The sequence below is a fragment of the Anabaena catenula FACHB-362 genome (assembly GCF_014698735.1).
GTDB classification, from domain to species: Bacteria; Cyanobacteriota; Cyanobacteriia; order Cyanobacteriales; family Nostocaceae; genus Anabaena; species Anabaena variabilis_A.
Window position 1 is genome coordinate 103,147 of record NZ_JACJTQ010000018.1, and the last position, 17,327, is coordinate 120,473.

A 17,327-nucleotide genomic window follows, 5' to 3' on the forward strand; every position below is an offset into this window, starting at 1 on the left:
TGTAAGCCTTAAGCCTCCAATAAGGCATTACTTTCTGAAATTACGAATTATTTTGATATCCTTCCAACCTCAATGTCTGAATGAATAGTTCTCAGGTACTTCTCTGGGGACTATTCTTTATTAAAAATCCCCAATCCAAAATCTAAAACGGCTATGACATCTGCTGAATTTTCGCTGTCAACAGAATTTAAGATTGAAGGAATTACAGAAACCAGTATCCTCCGTTATTTTTCCACTTTAAACGCTGGAGACTTTACAGCTACTGCTGCGTTATTTGCTGAAGATGGTGTGATGCACCCACCATTTGAGTCGGGTATTGTGGGAAGAGATGCGATCGCTGCATACTTACAACAAGAAGCCCAAGACATCAAAGCTGAACCCCGTCAAGGAATTACCGAAAACCTGCCAGATAACTATATCCAAATCCAAGTAACAGGAAAAGTACAAACTTCTTGGTGCGGTGTCAATGTTCTCTGGCTGTTTATCCTTAACCAACAAGGGGAAATTTTAGACACTCACATCAAACTCTTAGCCTCTGGGAAAGAGTTACTTTCTTTGCGTCCACCTGACAAAGAATATACAATTACTTCAGAAATCATTTAACCTTTAGTAGCAATAGTTTGCTCTAAAGAACGCAATAACAATCTTCTTCCTAGCTCAACGTCTGATGGCGAACATTGCCAATCTGGATGTGCTGTCATTAACAGACTATCTAAAGTTTCCTGATCAAAAAGATGCCATACAGGAGCATCATTGATTCTACTTTCTAGAGCAAAACAGTTAGGAGAAATGCAGCGAATCATACAACGGCTGGAAACTCTAGCCAAACTCATCATCTCCCCAGGTTGTAGAGAGCGAAATTTGCGGATCACTTCTTTGAATTCATCAAAAGAAGAGACTATTAACCCAGGAAGAGCCAATGTAACCTTTTTCTCTCCATTCACCGCAATCCAGTAATGACGACTGGGATCAATTCCTTGTAACCAGGGTGATTCATCATCAAGACGATAGCGAGGCGACAAACAAAATAAAGGTTGCATAGTATAAATTTGGTATTAATTTCAAGATTTCTATTACCCAAAAGGAATTTCAAGACTATGGAATTAGCCTTTAATAGCCTTTAAATAAATTATTTGATAAATAACACTGATAAAGCAAATAAATTTAGCAAAAGTTATTAAATTACTTAATAATTCTTAATATGTTTCTTAAATCTATACAAATAAATTGATCAGAAATTAATTGGATAAATCGATGAATTTTCGATATTGCACCCTATTTTGACAAAAGATTAATCATACACCCTGGGTAAAAAGGTAAATGGTTTTGGGCTATTTTACTAATTTTGGTAGAGTTGCTTCTAGCTTGAGACAATTAGCACCATTAACTTGCAACTTATACTCTACCTTATCCATCAGGCGATTCATAATCAGCCACCCATAACCACCTTCTTGCTTTTCTGTGGGATTGGGTGCAAAATAAGTGGACATATCAAAGCCTTCTCCATAGTCCCAAACTTCGATGGATAGCTCACGGTCTTTTAGTTCCAGACGCAATAACACTGGCAAATTTGGCTTGTCTTTGTGAGCATGACGTACTACATTGGAGTATGCTTCCACCAACGCCAGCCGCAAACGACCTGATTGCTCTGACCAATCCACAGATTCTCCTAGTTGGATTTTCAAGCATCCCAGCAACCAAGTTTCGACGATGTTTACGAAACTCAAATCACTTGGTACGTGAAGCTCACTTTTCATTACTTACAAAACCTCCAGAGAAAGTATAGTTTGGTCATCTTCTTGAACATGATTATCTGCTTGAATATGAGTTAGTAAATGTTCAAGAGACAGAGGTTCAGGTTGGTTTTGTATGAGTAGCCACAAACCTTCTTGATTTAACATAGAACCTTTTATTGTTCCAGAGCTATTATCGGCTTTTACATAGTCGTTTATTTTATCTAATACTCTCACTTCCGTAATGCCGTCACTAGCTAGTAGTAATGTGTCCCCTGATGTAAGTGTCAATCTTCCCGACTGTGCCTGCCAGTTCGGTAAAATCCCCAAAGGTACGCTGCGGACTTTAAGGTACTCAGGTTGAGTGACTAAATTTGCTGGACGTGACCACAGCAGAGGATATATGTGACCAGCATTAGCATAGACAAGCTCCTGAGTGGCAGGGGTATAAGATGCAATAACAAGAGTAATAAAGTAATTGTTACTGATTAAGTCATCAGCGAGAGCGTAGTTGAGATTTTGCATGACAACATTCGGCTCGGCTGGTGATTCTTGCGATAATTCCCGACGCAACAAGGAAATAGCGCTGGCCATGAATAGAGCCGCTGGAACACCTTTACCGGAAACATCACCTACGGCTATCCACAAGTCACCTTTAGGATGAACAAACACTTCAAAAAAATCTCCTCCCACTTCCCGTGCGGGGTGGCAGCAAGCTTGTACCTTGACACCTTCAAGATGAGGTAAAGTTTGGCGAAGCAGGTTGTTTTGGATTTGACGTGCTACTTGTAATTCAACCCGGATTTGCTGTTGTTTTTCTTGCAGACTTTGGTAGAGTTTGGCTTGGGAGAGAGCTAAGGCGGCTTGTTCTGCCACACCTGTAATTAGTTGAATGTCTTCTTCTTGCCAAGGATGCTCATTTCCCCAATGATAAAGAGACAGAATCGCTAGTAAGTGCTGCTGGTAGGTAAATGGTACAACTAAATATTGACAGGGGTGTCCATTATGTTTGTCTTGAGTTAATTGATAATGCTGGGTTTGCAGGACTGCTTCAATTAAATTAATGGGGTCGCTGGGTAGACTGACGGCTGGGGATTTAGGATCTTGATAGGAAAACTGGTTTTGTGTCAGGCGATTATCCTCTACTAGTCTCAGTAGACAACTGGTAGCGGTAAATGTTTGTCCAATAGTGACAACAATATTCTGTAAAATACTGTCATAGTCTAAAGATTCCCTAATTGCTGTTGTGACAGCGTTAAATAAAGATTCGCGTCGTAGGGCATGACGCAGTTCTTTTGTCCGCTTTTTTACTAGACGATATGTATCGCGGGCTTGCTCAACTAATGCCTTTAGCTGTTCGGGCTTCCAAGGTTTAGTGATGTACTTGAATACCTGACCAGAGTTAATTGCATCTACTAAATCTTCGACATCAGTAAAACCAGTTAGCAAAATCCGAATTGTATCGGGAAAGCGTTCCACTGTGCGACTGAACAATTCTGTGCCATTCATCTCTGGCATTCTTTGGTCAGAGATAATCACCGCCATTTCCCCTACTTGGTCTAAGATTGCCAAGGCATCATGGGCATTATCTGCTCTATATACTTTGAAGTCTCGCCAAAACGTGCGGTAGAGTAGGTCTAAGTTGTCTGGCTCGTCATCTACCACCATGAGCTTGAGCTTTTCTACCTCTGGTTCAGTCATATTTGACTATAATTTTCAGTTCGTTTCATGGCAAGATAATACCAAGTTTAGATCACTATAATCATCAACTAACCATCAAAAAACATTCCTTTACATTTATCAAAAATTAAACAAGTCAAAAGGCTATTTCCAATCTATCATCTGCCTAAATTCGGAAAATTACAGTGATCTATTATTCCACTAACCCAGAACGTAAAGCGTGTACCGCTGCCTGGGTGCGATCGTCAGCACATAGCTTGTTGAGAATATTGCGAACGTGAGTTTTTACGGTGCCAATAGTGATGTAAAGTCTTTCGGCGATGACTGCGTTGCTACAACCTTCTACTATTAATTGCAACACTTCTAATTCCCTGTCTGTGAGGGAGTTAGATTCAATAGACTGTTGATGTTCGGTGGATTCTGAAGAATCTACCAAATATTTAGGGTCTGAGGATTTAGATGCTGGGTTAGGTAGGTTTTGTTGGGCTTGTTGCAAGACTATGCGAGCGATCGCCGGATCGATCCATGCATTGCCATTATAAGTGACTCGCACAGCTTCTAGTAAATTATCAAATTTGATATCCTTCATGCAGTAAGAGTCTGCTCCTGCCGCAAAAGCTGCCAACACTGCCTCTTTATTATCCCGTAGTGTCAAAATTAACACTTTTGTATCTAAATCTTCATCTTCAATAATAGCTTTTACCTCTCTTGTTAGCTCAATACCATCCTTATCTGGTAAACCGATATCGACAATCGCAATATCGGGGTGTAATCTTTTTAACATTTTTAGCCCTTCAGCGGCATTGGTCGCTTCTCCTACAACTTCAATTTCGTCCTTTTGTAGTAGTGCTGTCCGAATGCCCACACGAGTGAGATCATGATCTTCAATTAGCGCGATCCGAATTTTACTCATAGTCAACTTACAACAGTTACACTCAGTTTTACACTGCTCACGCTTAAAAAGCATGAGACTCTTAACTTACAGTCAGTTTAACTAGTTTGCTTAACTTCTATGTCCGTAGTGTTGCGGGAATTTTCACCATTATGAATACTTTAAGACTTACGTCATAAAAGCTAAAAAATGCGAATATTAGGAGAAATGGTATAAATAAATGCGCTAGAATTTGGGTAAAAAAGTGATTAAAGAACAAAAATAGGCTAAAAGAGTCCCATAACGCCAAGAGTACCAAGGACTTTTCCCGCTTTGGTAATACATCAACTTTTATTGGATTCAATCATATTCAAACTGGCAATTAATTACTTTAACAACACTAACTTGCACTACCCCATATGACACACAACATCGGAGATATTGTGAACGGGATTGATTGGTAATCGAGTAAGTTTGATATAACATCATTACAATACTTTCAGGTTGAGTTGATACCAATGAGCAATGCTCAACCCCTACGACAAATGTAGTTTGTCTGTCACACATATTTTGTGTTTTCTATCAATATACATCTGGTAAAGATTAAATATGCTTGATCTAGAATCCTTATAGAAACTTTCCCTGGGTAGGTATTATTGGCTCTACATTCTTTACTAGAGATGTTTACTACGTAAGTACTAATCTATTTAAAATACCTAAAAGCTTGTGTAATCTGCCTTTTTAACTTTTAATTTTTAATTCCGAGAAAGTAATACAAAATTCTTGAGCTTCAACGGGGATAAAACCAAAAGTAAGCTGATATGTACAATCTGCCTGGGAAAAAATTTGATAAACTAAGCTTCAATATAATTTGGTGTAAGTCTAATTAAGAATAGACTATGTATAAATCACTCAAGGTATCGTCAGTATTAGGTTTACCAGTTCATGTAATGACAAATTATACAGACTGGTTACTAGAATGCCTACAACAAGGCAAAGGAACTCATGTAGTCACCCTCAATGCAGAAATGACTATACAGGCAGAACGAAATCCATCTCTAACAGAGGTAATTCAAAATGCTGACTTAGTAATTCCAGATGGTGCAGGGGTTGTTCTGTATTTGCAGTGGCTGTTAAGGCAAGAAGTACAACGCTGTCCTGGAATTGAACTAGCAGAAAAACTGTTACAAGAACTTGGTCAAAACCAAACCGCACCTAAGGTATTTTTCTATGGAGGAGCGCCCGGAGTAGCCGCCACAGCAGCAAATTTATTGCAGAGGGAAGTTCCACAACTGAATATAGCAGGTACTTACTCAGGCTATCATTGCTCAGAAGAAGAAGAAATATTACAAAAAACCCTGACTGAGTTGCAGCCACAAGTTATATTTGTCGGTTTAGGAGTACCGCGTCAAGAGTTATGGATTGCCAAAAATCGGCATTGGTGTCCTCAAGCAATTTGGATAGGAGTTGGTGGTAGTTTCGATATTTGGTCAGGGACAAAAACTCGCGCTCCCCGTTGGTTAGCGAATAACAATTTAGAATGGCTGTATCGTTTGTATCAAGAGCCTTGGCGTTGGCGACGAATGCTGGCGTTACCGGAGTTTGCCCTAAAAGCCTGTATTTATCGTTTGACGGGAAGAAGGAGCGTTAATGGTGTTGAGTGTTGATTAGAGATTAGATATTTAGATATTGGTAATTAGGGAAGAGGTGATTAGTACACAAGGGATAACTTATACAGCAGATTGCAGGTAACTGATGTACAGATATGAATTATAAAACTCTTGTAGTGTGGGCATCTTGCCCGCTACAGATGTACCTCACTCAGATGAAATCCGCTGTAACTGATAACTAATAACTTATAAGCGATGCCAATATTAAAAACTCCAGAAAAGACGGACACATCTGTTCATAACGAGGTAAACGATAGTCAACAGCAGGCTAGTCAAGCCCAGACAATAGTAGAATTACGCTCTGTAACTAAGACTTACAGCACAGGCTATCATGCCCTGTTGGATGTGAGCCTACAAATCAAACAAGGAGAATTCCTGTTTATTACAGGCCCTAGTGGTTCTGGGAAATCGACTTTTTTAAAATTATTGTATGGACAGGAGTTACCTACACAGGGAGAGGTCATTGTTGATGATTTGAATGTAGCAAACTTGCGGGGTGATCGCTTGTCATGTTTGCGCCGTCGCATAGGCATTGTCTTTCAAGATTATAAATTGATTCCCCAGCGCACAGTAGCGGAGAATGTAAATTTTGTACTGCAAGCTCAAGGCTATACTCGTAAAGAAATTCAACGACGTTTGGAACCAACTTTAAAATTAGTAGGTTTATTATCTAAAGCTGACCGCTTTCCAGATCAACTTTCTGGGGGAGAACAGCAACGGGTAAGTATTGCGCGAGCAATTATTGCTACTCCTCCATTGATACTGGCAGATGAACCAACAGGGAATCTTGATCCTGATAACTCCTGGCAAGTAATGCAGATTCTGCAAAAGTTAAATACCTTTGGGGCAACAGTAATTGTTACAACCCATGATGAGCAACTAGTAAGGCGGTGTAATCAACCAGTTGTGCAGGTCAAAAATGGACGACTGTATCGAAAGTATTGATTGGGGATTGAGGAGAGGTGTGGAAAAATCAAGAATTATCTGTTCCTCTCACCTCTTCCCAATTACGAATTACGTTGCTGTAGCGTTCCGCAGGAAAGGAAATATTATGAATTAAGCAGTCGTGGTGTAAAATAAATTGCACATTTCGGGAAGGGAACAGGGAACTCTTAACAGGGAACAGAAGAAGATTACAGGGATGTCTATTTTGTCAAAAAATAGACATCTGGTGGAAAAGAATGTAGAGCCGAGAATCCCTACCGATGGAATGTCTCTACAAGGGTTCTAGGAAACGCACATTTAATTTTCACTCCTATGTCTAATGTATAGCAGGAGGCAGGAGGCAGAGGGCAGGAGGCAGGAGGAAAAGCCTTATTATATCTAAGTTTCAAGGATTAATAATGTCCTAATTATCCTGGCTACAGCTATATAATTAATTTTGCTGAGGTACTTTTTTATTGTTTAACTTTTGCAGATAACTTTTGCAGATATAGGTACAAAAGGTTTGGCACTGCTAGATAATAGAACCTGTAGCCCTTCCAAGTTTTGTAAACTATTCAAAGCTGCCTCACGAATCACTGTTTCCTTTTCTTGACTTAATAGGAGTTGCAAGCATTCGATAACTTCTTGCTTTACTAAAGTATCTACTTGCTTACGAGTGATGAATTTAGTGAGTTGACGCACGGTTATTAAGCGTTTTAAGGGATCTGTTTCTGTTAAGTTGTTCAATAATTGATCAAGATCATCCTCCTCTCGATTTCTTTGAAGGCTGAAGATTTGCCAGACTAACAAGATTAAAGTTAACAGCGTCCCCAAACCTTGGACAATAGTACCAATAGCAATCCAATGACTTGGGGAATCAACCCAGATTGCAGCAGTCATGTAAGTAATGAGTGTAGCAATACCACCGCTAAACACTGATAAAGCTAATCGAATGTTGGTACTGTTTAAAAACCTATATATTTTTAACCAACTTAGTTGCCAGTTCCATTTTGGTATTGAGTAAGCCAAGATCATTACTCCAATGCCAACTGCAAGTGCTAACAGCAACTTCCAGTTCCAAAACAGCATGGCAACGAAGATTGTCAGAAACCCAAGAATGCCTCCAGGTTCAGAGAAACGTTTTAACGTGTGCTGTTTTGGGCTTCCTGTCTTGATTTCTGGAAGTCGGTTAATTAATTGCCGCCAAGAAGACGAAGCCTGAGTCACAGATTTTACCTACTTGATTACAAGATTGCTTATTGATACGAGCTTTTCGTTGATTGAGAATGGGTACTCTATTTAACTCATGTTTTACTAAGTGTATTTCAACAATAAAATAGGAATCCTAATATGGTGGATGTTGGGGTTTTAGGTCAGCTTTGCGACTAGCTTTAAAAAGCTCAAAATTGACCGTGATTTTTCTGGTACATTAACATAAAAACTTATGTTAGTCTTTATTTAGCTGTAATATTCACTAATATCAAAAGACCTTATTATATACTGGTTCCAGTATAATTTTTTTGAATCATAGAAAAAACCATAATAAAACAGCAGTAAATCTTGATAAGTCATTTAATGATTTTACATTTACTTAATCTACTTAATCTAACAATAGTCGGAAGTTATGGTGTTCTCTGTTCGCTGATAATAAACAAGTATGGGGGAACTATGGGGAGTTGGTACTGAATAAGTAAGAACTCTCGATCTACCTTGGTGATACAAATGCTCATTAGTTACAAAAAAACAAAGAAGATTTATGTTGCAACAACTGGGATTTGAGCAACGCTCTATAAATACCTCACTAGGTAGGATGGTATACTATACTGCTAGTGGCGTACCTTGGCAGGATGAAAGTGAAAAAACTGACAGGGAAACTTTGGTATTTCTACATGGCTTTGGTGGTGGGTCTTCTGCTTATGAGTGGTCGAAGGTATATCCGGCTTTCGCGGCTGAATATCGGGTGATTGCACCAGATTTAATCGGTTGGGGTAGATCTGATCATCCGCAACGCAGTTACAAAATTGAGGATTATTTGACGACGATTCGAGAGTTTATTGAACAGACTTGTACAAGTCCAGTCACAGCGATCGCATCTTCTTTGACGGCAGCGTTTATAATTCGAGTTGCCATCGCTCATCCTGATCTATTTAAGTCGTTGATTTTGGTCACTCCCTCTGGACTTTCGGACTTTGGTCAAGACTACTCCCGCAGCTTTTTTGCCCAGTTGGTCAGTGTTCCCATAGTTGACCGCTTGCTGTATAGTACGGGAATTGCGACGGATGCAGGTATTCGCACCTTTTTAGAGCAGCGGCAATTTGCTCAAGCTAATCGAGTTTATCAAGAAATTGTGGAAGCTTATTTACAATCTGCACAAGTACAAAATGCCGAGTACGCTGCTTTGTCCTTTGTCCGGGGAGATTTATGCTTTGATTTATCCCTTCACATTCAACAGTTGACAACTCCCACTGCGATTATTTGGGGACAGAAATCACAATTTACTGGGCCAGAAATTGGTCGTCGCTTTGCGGAAATCAATCCTCAATTTATTCGCTTTTTCCAAACTTTAGAAGATGTGGGATTAACACCTCAATTAGAATTACCAGCAGTGACAATTGGATTAATTCGTAAATTTTTAAATTTGCTAAATGGGTGATTGGGGAGATGAGGATTGGGGATGAGGGAGAGTATTTATATTTATTCTGTCTTGCTGTCACCTGTCACCTGTAACCTGTCACCTGTCACCTTCTTCCAATTACCCCTTACCAAAATGTTATTTATCCTTTAACCGGATATCAATTACGGAAGCGTTGAAATTATAGTTAAAACCTTCTAATTCAAAAGGCATTCCGATTTTTACTTTATTTTTACCTAAAACTGGACCGCTGTCCGTAACTTCAGCTTTTCCTTCTAAGGTCAAAATAAAATCTCTACTAAAATTATTGGATCTGGGGTCTGGTAATTCTTTAACAGAACCATCTGGTTGGGGAACAGTAATTGTTCTGGGTAGTTCTTGAATGGATTTAATTCCGATTTGACCATAGGGTTGATTGCGAATAATTACATTTGTTTTACCACCTTTGCTAAATCCTTGTTTAAATAACTGCTCAGGGTCACGGACATTTAAACCACGAACTACTAAGTCTACTTCCATAGGTAGTGTTTTTGTACCTAGTTGAGCCACAGAACCGTAAGTTCCAGGAAATATAAAGATGCCAAATATAACTAGCAAAATTACCAGTGCAGCACCTAAATCGAGTAAGTTGATTTTGCCGAATAAGCGACCTTTGGAATCTAAAATAGGCATAACAAGTTTTGTCAGTGATTGTAAGAGCAAGGTTTGGGAGGAAAGTAGCAATTTTATCTATTTGGTAATAAGTTAAAGCGGCTTGGTGTTGCGGTCATGGGACAGTCTATCATGTCTGGGACAGTTCCCAGCAATGGCAGCCGAAAGCCAACTAAGTTGCAATTGAGAATTTCTGATTTTTAATCATAGCTCAGACTTTGAGGGTTTTCCGCGTGGTAATCTGGGAGTTGATATAGTTGTTGAGATTAAGGGTATTAAGTTGAGAATGCAACTTCAGTAGCTATAAATACGTCCCCTATTTTAAGTTCTCACACAATGCTATTTTCTGAAGATTATGATTAACTGGAATGGATTTTTGAGAAATTACCGATTATGGCAGCGACGCTGGTTGTATCCGTTGATTTCGCTAAGTGTTGCTCTAAGTCTGTGCTTGAGTACACCTCTACCAAGCAAAGCTTTCGATTTGTTACCGCTGTTATTGCAAGGTGTACAAGTATTTCAGTTGTCTAATATGTCTGCTCGTCAGGAAGTTGAGCTTGGTAAGCAGATGAATGATCAATTGCGCCAAGAAGTTAGAATTTCCCGCAATCAACAGCTTAATAGTTACGTAGAGCAGATTGGTAGACGTTTAGCAGCTAATAGCGCTCGCCCAAATATCCCTTATACTTTCCAAGTGGTTGAGGATAAAGCTGTGAATGCTTTTGCCACTGTGGGTGGTTTTCTTTATGTTAATACAGGGTTGCTAGAAGCTGCGGACAATGAAGCAGAACTAGCGAGTGTTATTGGTCACGAAATGGGTCACATTGAGGGTCAACACTTAGTCAAGCAGATGCGACAAAGAGCGATCGCTAGTGGTGTAGCTACAGCAACTGGCTTAAGTCGCAGTCAAGCAGTAGGTATAGGTGTTGATTTAGCTCTCAATCGTCCACGCAGTCGTCAAGATGAATATGATGCTGATAGCAGAGGACTAGCAGTTTTAACACGGGCTGGTTATTCTCAGTTAGCAATGGTTTCGTTTATGCAAAAGCTACAGGGAAGGAGTTCTGTTCCCACATTTTTGAGTACACACCCTGGAGCAAGCGATCGCGTGAAGGCTCTTCAACGTCAAATCAATAGTCAACCTAGTAAGGGAAATTATGGCTTGGATAGTACGACTTATAAAGCTAATATCCGAGCCTTTTTACCCTAGAAATACTGCTTTCGCTAGTCAAAAACCCCCCTTATTGTCATTTCTCTAAACCTGAACTTTCATCTCAAGCTCGTTGCTTGTGACGGTGACTAACTTTTACTTTCTTTGGCTCAATGATAGTTACTGCTTTTTCCAAAGGCAGAGTCCGAACGCAGTGGTTAAAAACATTGGCTTGATAAACTAGTTTATTGGTAATATCCAGTCCGGTTAACCAACCACTGCGAGGATGATAAGCACCAGTATCAATATCTAGCCAGCCTTGTCCTTGTGCTAATTGACCGGGAGCCACCCCTGGTAGACTAAAGGTGATAGTATGACCAACGATAATTAATTTATCGTGAAAGTACGGCTGTTCAAGACTGTGAAATTCATCACGTATCCAGCAAAGCTCATCTGCGGTTTGTTCTGATACAGATTTGCTGGGATCTACACCTGCATGAGTTAACCAAACGTCGCCCAAGTCAAGATAGATTGGTAAACTCTGAAACCAATCAATATGCTCTTGGGGAATTTGGGCGGCTTGATAACTAGTAATAGTTGCTTGTCCGCCACTATACAGCCATGCGTGCATTGTTTGATTAGATTTATATTTATTACCAAGCACGCTCAGTAACATCTGTTCATGATTACCTAGCAGACAAGAATAGTTATTTTGTTTAACAAAATCTACTACCTGTGCGCTTTGAGGTCCGCGATCTATTAAGTCTCCCAAAAAATACACTTGATCTGTTGATATGGGAGCAATTGCCTTGAACAGAGTCATTAAGCCTTGATAGTAACCATGTACATCCCCAATAATAATTCTTCGTGGACTATTTTCGCTCATCGGCTCTTGCCTTGAATAAATTTACTGGATAGTTTTACTACAGTCTTATTGGTCTGATTTCGCCCTGAATAGGTCACTAAATACCTGATGAATTACATAACCTACTATTGAACAAAATATATTTAGTGACTCAGTAAAATTCTATCAGATATAACATGGCTATTGTAAATCTCATGCCAGTATAGCTTAGAATATAGACGATATTTATCTATCTCAGTGGGAGCCGCACAATGTCTGATCAATTCTCTCCAGAAATTAGCGATCGCATCTGCAAACACATGAATGAAGATCATGCCAATGCAGTTGTTATCTACGCCCAGGCTTTTGGAAGTGTAAAAAATGCCACAACCGCCCAGATGCTCTCAATAGATGCCGAGGGTATGAATTTAACAGCCGAGGTCAATGGGGAAACAGTACCAGTTCGCGTCCAGTTTGATCATGTTCTCACAGATGCGGAAGATGCTCATCAAACTCTAATTGCGATGGTGAAGCAAGCGCGGGTTAAGTAGTACCGAGTATTGAGTACCGAGTGCTGAGTGCTGAGTGCTGAGTGCTGAGTACCGAGTATTGAGTACCGAGTATTGAGTAGAAACAGCCTCAAATAATTTTCTAGTTTTTGTTGGATTATTTGGATCATTAACAACTAAATTGTTAAGTGATATTACAAACCTTGGCAAAATATTGAGAAATTGACCGCTAGTCAAACATGGCTCTAAGGTAGAACCTATAGGATAAAATTGAGGCAAATAAGATGAATAAGAATAATATTCAAAACTATCGGTTTGTCTGCACCTTGACATTTGGTGATATCTACGGTCAAATCATTGTTTGGTTAATCACAATTACCATTAGTTTGGCATCGGCTTTGGCGCTAATGGGTGCGAGAAGACCAGTGTATGCTTTAGCTACAGTCGGATTAGTAGTTTTCCTGACACTGCCTTTCTTGCTGTTTGCCTTTGTGACGACATTGTTAAATCATATTGAATTAATTGCTATAGAACCGGGAACAAAGACAGAACCTATACCCGGTAATATTTCTCAGCAACAACCTGTACAAGCAACTAGTTGAGAAATGGGTAATTGGTAATGGTAATAAACTAAGAACTTAAGATAACATCCCTGTCTAGAGGCAGGGTATTTTTTTTGCAATGAGAGTTAAATTTATGTTAGAGCATGATGTCATTATTGTTGGTGGTGGTTTGGCAGGATGTCGGGCTGCGCTAGAAATCGCCCGGACTGATCCTAGTTTAAATGTGGCGGTAGTTGCCAAAACCCATCCGATTCGTTCTCACTCCGTTGCTGCTCAAGGTGGTATGGCGGCATCTTTGAAAAATGTTGACCCAGAAGATAGTTGGGAAGCACACGCTTTTGATACTGTTAAGGGTTCTGATTATTTGGCAGACCAAGACGCTGTGGCTATTCTCACCCAAGAAGCGCCAAATGTGGTAATTGACTTAGAACACATGGGGGTTTTGTTCTCGCGTCTTGCTGATGGTAGGATTGCTCAACGGGCTTTTGGTGGACATTCCCACAACCGCACTTGTTACGCTGCTGATAAAACTGGTCATGCAATTCTGCACGAGTTGGTGAATAATTTACGGCGTTATGGTGTGCAAATTTACGAAGAATGGTATGTAATGCGCCTGATTTTAGAAGATGGTCAGGCAAAAGGTTTGGTGATGTTTCACCTGTTAGATGGGCAAATTGAGGTGGTGCGGGCTAAGGCGGTGATGTTTGCGACGGGTGGATATGGTCGCGTTTATAACACCACTTCTAATGATTATGCTTCGACCGGTGACGGTTTGGCAATGACTGCGATCGCGGGTTTGCCTTTAGAAGATATGGAATTTGTGCAGTTTCATCCCACTGGTTTATATCCTGTAGGAGTGCTGATTTCCGAGGCTGTGCGCGGGGAAGGGGCGTATTTGATTAATGCTGAGGGCGATCGCTTTATGGCGAATTATGCGCCCAGTAGAATGGAGTTGGCTCCTCGTGATATTACCTCAAGAGCGATCGCTTATGAAATTCGTGCCGGTCGCGGTGTCAATCTCGATGGTAGCCCAGGTGGCCCCTTTGTTTACCTAGATTTGCGCCACATGGGTAAAGAAAAAATCATGAGTCGCGTTCCCTTCTGTTGGGAAGAAGCACACCGTTTAGTAGGCGTTGATGCTGTCACTCAACCGATGCCAGTCCGTCCCACAATTCATTATTGCATGGGTGGTATACCAGTTAACACCGATGGACAAGTTCGCAGCAGTGGAGATGGTTTAGTTGATGGCTTCTATGCTGCTGGAGAAACCTCTTGCGTTTCTGTTCATGGTGCAAATCGTCTCGGTAGTAATTCCCTATTAGAATGTGTAGTTTATGGCAAACGCACAGGAGCAAGTATAGCCAGATATGTGCAGAACCGCAAATTACCAAATGTAAATGAGCAACCTTATATTATCGAAGCAAAACAACAAATTCAATCTTTACTAGAACAACCTGGAAAATATCGGATTAACCAAATTCGTCAAGAATTTCAAGACACAATGACACAATATTGTGGAGTGTTCAGAACAGAAGAATTAATGCGAGAAGGTTTGGAGAAACTTGATAAATTACAACAACAATATCCACAGATTTATTTAGATGATAAAGGCAGTTGTTGGAATACGGAATTAGTAGAAGCTTTCGAATTACAGAGTTTAATGGTAGTAGGACAGACAATTTTAGCATCAGCCTTAAATCGTCAAGAAAGTCGCGGCGCACATTTCCGGGAGGATTTCCCAAATAGAGATGATAGTCAATTCCTGCAACACACAATGGCTTATTATTCACCAGCGGGAATTGATATTCAATATCGTCCGGTAATGATTAATATGTTTGAGCCAAAGGAGAGGAAGTATTAACTTTGAATAAATGTCTGATAGCGTAGCGTGGCGCAAGCGATATCAGACATTTTCATTTACGGGTAATTTGTTGGGTTGCGCTGTTGCTTAACCCAACATACATTTCTACATTTTAAATTGTATCTGGGTCAATATTTAATTCTCTCAATTTTGCAGCTAACCGTTCTGCTTTTCTCACTTCTTTTTCTGCTGTTTCTTCTGGTGTAGGAACTAATTTTTCTTCTGGTGTAAAATACCGTAATAAACCCTCATGAATTCCTAAATATAATCCTAGCTGGCGACTCCACAAATGTCCTTTTTCATCGGCTTCTAGAGGTTGATATTCTCCATCTACTAAATGAAAACCTGCAAATTCTAATGTATAAGGATCGAACCAAAAATAATCTGGTGTGCGGAAAGTATTTTGATAAAGTTCTTTTTTAAATTCTCTATCTGTATTTGCTGTAATTGGTGAAAGAATTTCTAAAATGAAATTCGGATATTTACCGTCTTCTTCCCAAACCACCCAACTTTTACGAGTTTTGCGTTCAGTTCCTAAAACTACAAAGAAATCTGGACCTCGGAAAAATTCTGATTTTTTTTGGTTAGGACTATAGTAAATACTGAGGTTTCCCGCAGCATAAAAATCATTTCTATCTTTCCACAGCCATTTGATACATTTGATTAAGAGCATAATTTGCTCTAGATGCAGTTCTGTTTCCACGGGAGGTTCGTTACTATATAAATCACCTGGGGGAAAAATTACATCTTGGGAGATGTTTTGTTGAGCTTCTAATTCTTGAGCAATGATCATAAATTTGATATGGCATCAAGTTGTTATTTGTTTATTATAGCATTTTGTCTGATATGGCTAACGCCTCCCGTAAGGGATACAGGATATCCAGGATTGAAGGATTTACAGGATTTTTTTATTTAGATTTTTAGAATTGAATAATTAAATATTTTTGTCAGAATCAGGATACCCAGGATTTAAGGATTTACAGGATTTTTGTTTTTTATTTAGATTTTTATGGGCAGATTTGCAGGGTATGGGATTGCTGAATAAAATATTTGATGGTGAAAGTATTATAATCCTATTTATGCTGATTCAGATATTTTTATCATCATTCACAGAATTTTCAAATCCACAAAATTTGGTGATTATTAAAAATATTTAATCTCTTCATCCTGTGAATCCTTAAATCCTGGATATCCTGATTCAGATAATAAATATTTAATCTCTTCATCCTGAAAATCCTTAAATCCTGGATATCCTGTATCCCTTACGGGAGGCGTTAGCCATATCAGACATTTTCACGGCTTGATTAAAGATTCCTCAGACTGACGATATTTAGCAATTAACTTACGTCTTTTTAGAGGTGGATAAAGCAGCATAGAAAGTGTAGGTAAACTTGTTCCAGTCAGTGCTAACAAAATAAATGGATTCAGAAAGCCTATTATTATTCCCGTTCCTACACTAATTCCAAATCCTAATACGAGTAGTATCAACACAGCTGTAAATGAGTTTTCGGCTAAGTCTCTAAACCAAATGAAAGACTTATTAATATCCCGACCAAAAAAAACCTTATAGACACCATAAATGACAGCCCAAATGACAGCCCCATAGACAGTCCCATAGAAAGCCCCATAGACAGCTATAGGAACTATATATAAAACCGAAATCACACCTGTACTTACAAACGACAACGCAGCCTTACCTAGAGCCACAGATACAGACTTTCCTTTCTCTAGTTCTGAATAATATATCAATGCAGCATACAAAAAACCTACAATACCTGACCACCAAAGCCAAAAAATTGAAACTGTATAATAAATACAAAAACCACTCATAGCCATACTTACTACGGCAGATATTGAAAACCACCCCATTAAACTCCAATAATTTATCTTGCTCTTCTCAATTGGTAAAGCCGCCGTCTGCACCTTCACTGTTAAAGTATGACTCGCTGGATAAGCATTACTATTCAGAATCAATTGACGTTTATACTGCTTATCCGCCATCAATTTACTCGTATCCACCTCAACCTGACAACGAATATTATTCCTACTAAACTGAGCAGGTGTCACCGAAATCCAAGCATGATTATCTGGAGTATGTGGAGGGTCTTGAGGATGGGGTGCAACTTCCCATCTACCTTCTAGCAAAGTATCTGGAATGGGGTTTTTAACTGTGAAACTTTGCGTTATTTTTTCCCCTAACCTATTCGCTTTAAACTCCAACACCGTTTCACTAAAATCA

General features: G+C 39.5%; 17 protein-coding genes and 1 pseudogene. 9 read left to right on the forward strand and 9 right to left on the reverse strand.

Translation table 11 applies throughout. From position 1 onward, the window contains the following. Positions 1-153: 153 nt before the first annotated feature. The gene (locus H6G68_RS13555; protein WP_190907116.1) at positions 154-603 is read left to right on the forward strand and encodes a nuclear transport factor 2 family protein; all 450 of its coding nucleotides are present in this window, start codon (positions 154-156) and stop codon (positions 601-603) included. On the opposite strand, the gene H6G68_RS13560 is transcribed toward H6G68_RS13555, so the two are convergent. The 4 genes from H6G68_RS13560 to H6G68_RS13575 all read right to left on the reverse strand — a co-directional run bounded on the left by H6G68_RS13560 (position 600) and on the right by H6G68_RS13575 (position 4,326). Then, a complete protein-coding gene (locus tag H6G68_RS13560) occupies positions 600-1,040 on the reverse strand; it encodes a hypothetical protein (RefSeq protein ID WP_190907117.1) in 441 nt (146 codons plus the stop codon). The genes H6G68_RS13555 and H6G68_RS13560 overlap by 4 nt on opposite strands. A gap of 291 nt (positions 1,041-1,331) precedes the next feature. Beyond that, the gene (locus H6G68_RS13565) at positions 1,332-1,757 is read right to left on the reverse strand and encodes an ATP-binding protein (RefSeq protein WP_190720059.1); all 426 of its coding nucleotides are present in this window, start codon (positions 1,755-1,757) and stop codon (positions 1,332-1,334) included. Positions 1,758-1,760: 3 nt separating this feature from the next. Beyond that, positions 1,761-3,434, reverse strand: coding sequence for a SpoIIE family protein phosphatase (locus tag H6G68_RS13570; protein ID WP_190907118.1), 1,674 nt, complete (start codon positions 3,432-3,434; stop codon positions 1,761-1,763). Positions 3,435-3,606: 172 nt separating this feature from the next. Further along, positions 3,607-4,326, reverse strand: coding sequence for a response regulator (locus H6G68_RS13575; RefSeq protein ID WP_190907119.1), 720 nt, complete (start codon positions 4,324-4,326; stop codon positions 3,607-3,609). Between the two features lie 857 nt (positions 4,327-5,183). On the opposite strand from H6G68_RS13575, the gene H6G68_RS13580 reads away from it, so the two are divergent. Next, positions 5,184-5,951 (forward strand): WecB/TagA/CpsF family glycosyltransferase, encoded by a 768-nt coding sequence (locus H6G68_RS13580; RefSeq protein ID WP_190907120.1) that lies wholly within the window; start codon positions 5,184-5,186, stop codon positions 5,949-5,951. A gap of 198 nt (positions 5,952-6,149) precedes the next feature. Continuing rightward, positions 6,150-6,899, forward strand: coding sequence for a cell division ATP-binding protein FtsE (gene ftsE / locus H6G68_RS13585; protein ID WP_190907121.1), 750 nt, complete (start codon positions 6,150-6,152; stop codon positions 6,897-6,899). A gap of 459 nt (positions 6,900-7,358) precedes the next feature. Here the strand turns inward: ftsE and H6G68_RS13590 are convergent, their stop codons facing one another. Next, the gene (locus tag H6G68_RS13590) at positions 7,359-8,105 is read right to left on the reverse strand and encodes an armadillo-type fold-containing protein (RefSeq protein ID WP_190907122.1); all 747 of its coding nucleotides are present in this window, start codon (positions 8,103-8,105) and stop codon (positions 7,359-7,361) included. Positions 8,106-8,634: 529 nt separating this feature from the next. Here H6G68_RS13590 and H6G68_RS13595 point away from each other — a divergent pair. Next, positions 8,635-9,531 carry an alpha/beta fold hydrolase gene (locus H6G68_RS13595; protein ID WP_190907123.1) on the forward strand — a complete coding sequence of 299 codons (897 nt, stop codon included), beginning with the start codon at positions 8,635-8,637 and terminating at the stop codon, positions 9,529-9,531. Between the two features lie 117 nt (positions 9,532-9,648). Here the strand turns inward: H6G68_RS13595 and H6G68_RS13600 are convergent, their stop codons facing one another. Then, positions 9,649-10,182: a DUF4330 domain-containing protein gene (locus tag H6G68_RS13600; protein ID WP_190907124.1), complete on the reverse strand. Its 534-nt coding sequence runs from the start codon at positions 10,180-10,182 to the stop codon at positions 9,649-9,651. A 334-nt stretch (positions 10,183-10,516) separates the two neighbouring features. Between H6G68_RS13600 and H6G68_RS13605 the strand changes: the two genes are divergently transcribed. Beyond that, positions 10,517-11,371 carry a M48 family metallopeptidase gene (locus H6G68_RS13605; protein WP_190907125.1) on the forward strand — a complete coding sequence of 285 codons (855 nt, stop codon included), beginning with the start codon at positions 10,517-10,519 and terminating at the stop codon, positions 11,369-11,371. 64 nt (positions 11,372-11,435) lie between these two features. Here the strand turns inward: H6G68_RS13605 and H6G68_RS13610 are convergent, their stop codons facing one another. Further along, positions 11,436-12,197, reverse strand: a complete 762-nt coding sequence (locus H6G68_RS13610; protein ID WP_190907126.1) for a metallophosphoesterase family protein — start codon at positions 12,195-12,197, stop codon at positions 11,436-11,438. 230 nt (positions 12,198-12,427) lie between these two features. Here H6G68_RS13610 and H6G68_RS13615 point away from each other — a divergent pair, with 230 nt between their 5' ends. From H6G68_RS13615 to H6G68_RS13625, 3 genes are all read left to right on the forward strand, one after another. Further along, positions 12,428-12,706: a DUF2470 domain-containing protein gene (locus H6G68_RS13615; RefSeq protein ID WP_190907127.1), complete on the forward strand. Its 279-nt coding sequence runs from the start codon at positions 12,428-12,430 to the stop codon at positions 12,704-12,706. A 242-nt stretch (positions 12,707-12,948) separates the two neighbouring features. After that, positions 12,949-13,266 (forward strand): hypothetical protein, encoded by a 318-nt coding sequence (locus tag H6G68_RS13620; RefSeq protein ID WP_071189346.1) that lies wholly within the window; start codon positions 12,949-12,951, stop codon positions 13,264-13,266. A gap of 94 nt (positions 13,267-13,360) precedes the next feature. Beyond that, on the forward strand, positions 13,361-15,088 hold the full coding sequence (locus H6G68_RS13625) for a succinate dehydrogenase/fumarate reductase flavoprotein subunit (RefSeq protein WP_190907128.1): 1,728 nt from the start codon (positions 13,361-13,363) through the stop codon (positions 15,086-15,088). 112 nt (positions 15,089-15,200) lie between these two features. Here H6G68_RS13625 and H6G68_RS13630 read toward each other — a convergent pair whose 3' ends face one another. Beyond that, positions 15,201-15,881, reverse strand: coding sequence for a Uma2 family endonuclease (locus H6G68_RS13630; protein ID WP_190907129.1), 681 nt, complete (start codon positions 15,879-15,881; stop codon positions 15,201-15,203). Between the two features lie 151 nt (positions 15,882-16,032). Between H6G68_RS13630 and H6G68_RS13635 the strand changes: the two genes are divergently transcribed. Further along, positions 16,033-16,245 carry a hypothetical protein gene (locus tag H6G68_RS13635; protein ID WP_190907130.1) on the forward strand — a complete coding sequence of 71 codons (213 nt, stop codon included), beginning with the start codon at positions 16,033-16,035 and terminating at the stop codon, positions 16,243-16,245. Positions 16,246-16,381: 136 nt separating this feature from the next. Here H6G68_RS13635 and H6G68_RS13640 read toward each other — a convergent pair. Further along, a pseudogene (locus tag H6G68_RS13640) lies at positions 16,382-17,327 on the reverse strand (serine/threonine protein kinase); the annotation flags it as partial.

Bases quoted from the DNA above. Each gene is read 5' to 3' on its own strand.
- H6G68_RS13555 (WP_190907116.1), top strand. From the start codon at position 154: ATGACATCTGCTGAATTTTCGCTGTCAACAGAATTTAAGATTGAAGGA.
- H6G68_RS13560 (WP_190907117.1), bottom strand. From the start codon at position 1,040: ATGCAACCTTTATTTTGTTTGTCGCCTCGCTATCGTCTTGATGATGAA.
- H6G68_RS13565 (WP_190720059.1), bottom strand. From the start codon at position 1,757: ATGAAAAGTGAGCTTCACGTACCAAGTGATTTGAGTTTCGTAAACATC.
- H6G68_RS13570 (WP_190907118.1), bottom strand. From the start codon at position 3,434: ATGACTGAACCAGAGGTAGAAAAGCTCAAGCTCATGGTGGTAGATGAC.
- H6G68_RS13575 (WP_190907119.1), bottom strand. From the start codon at position 4,326: ATGAGTAAAATTCGGATCGCGCTAATTGAAGATCATGATCTCACTCGT.
- H6G68_RS13580 (WP_190907120.1), top strand. From the start codon at position 5,184: ATGTATAAATCACTCAAGGTATCGTCAGTATTAGGTTTACCAGTTCAT.
- ftsE (WP_190907121.1), top strand. From the start codon at position 6,150: ATGCCAATATTAAAAACTCCAGAAAAGACGGACACATCTGTTCATAAC.
- H6G68_RS13595 (WP_190907123.1), top strand. From the start codon at position 8,635: ATGTTGCAACAACTGGGATTTGAGCAACGCTCTATAAATACCTCACTA.
- H6G68_RS13600 (WP_190907124.1), bottom strand. From the start codon at position 10,182: ATGCCTATTTTAGATTCCAAAGGTCGCTTATTCGGCAAAATCAACTTA.
- H6G68_RS13605 (WP_190907125.1), top strand. From the start codon at position 10,517: ATGATTAACTGGAATGGATTTTTGAGAAATTACCGATTATGGCAGCGA.
- H6G68_RS13610 (WP_190907126.1), bottom strand. From the start codon at position 12,197: ATGAGCGAAAATAGTCCACGAAGAATTATTATTGGGGATGTACATGGT.
- H6G68_RS13615 (WP_190907127.1), top strand. From the start codon at position 12,428: ATGTCTGATCAATTCTCTCCAGAAATTAGCGATCGCATCTGCAAACAC.
- H6G68_RS13620 (WP_071189346.1), top strand. From the start codon at position 12,949: ATGAATAAGAATAATATTCAAAACTATCGGTTTGTCTGCACCTTGACA.
- H6G68_RS13625 (WP_190907128.1), top strand. From the start codon at position 13,361: ATGTTAGAGCATGATGTCATTATTGTTGGTGGTGGTTTGGCAGGATGT.
- H6G68_RS13630 (WP_190907129.1), bottom strand. From the start codon at position 15,881: ATGATCATTGCTCAAGAATTAGAAGCTCAACAAAACATCTCCCAAGAT.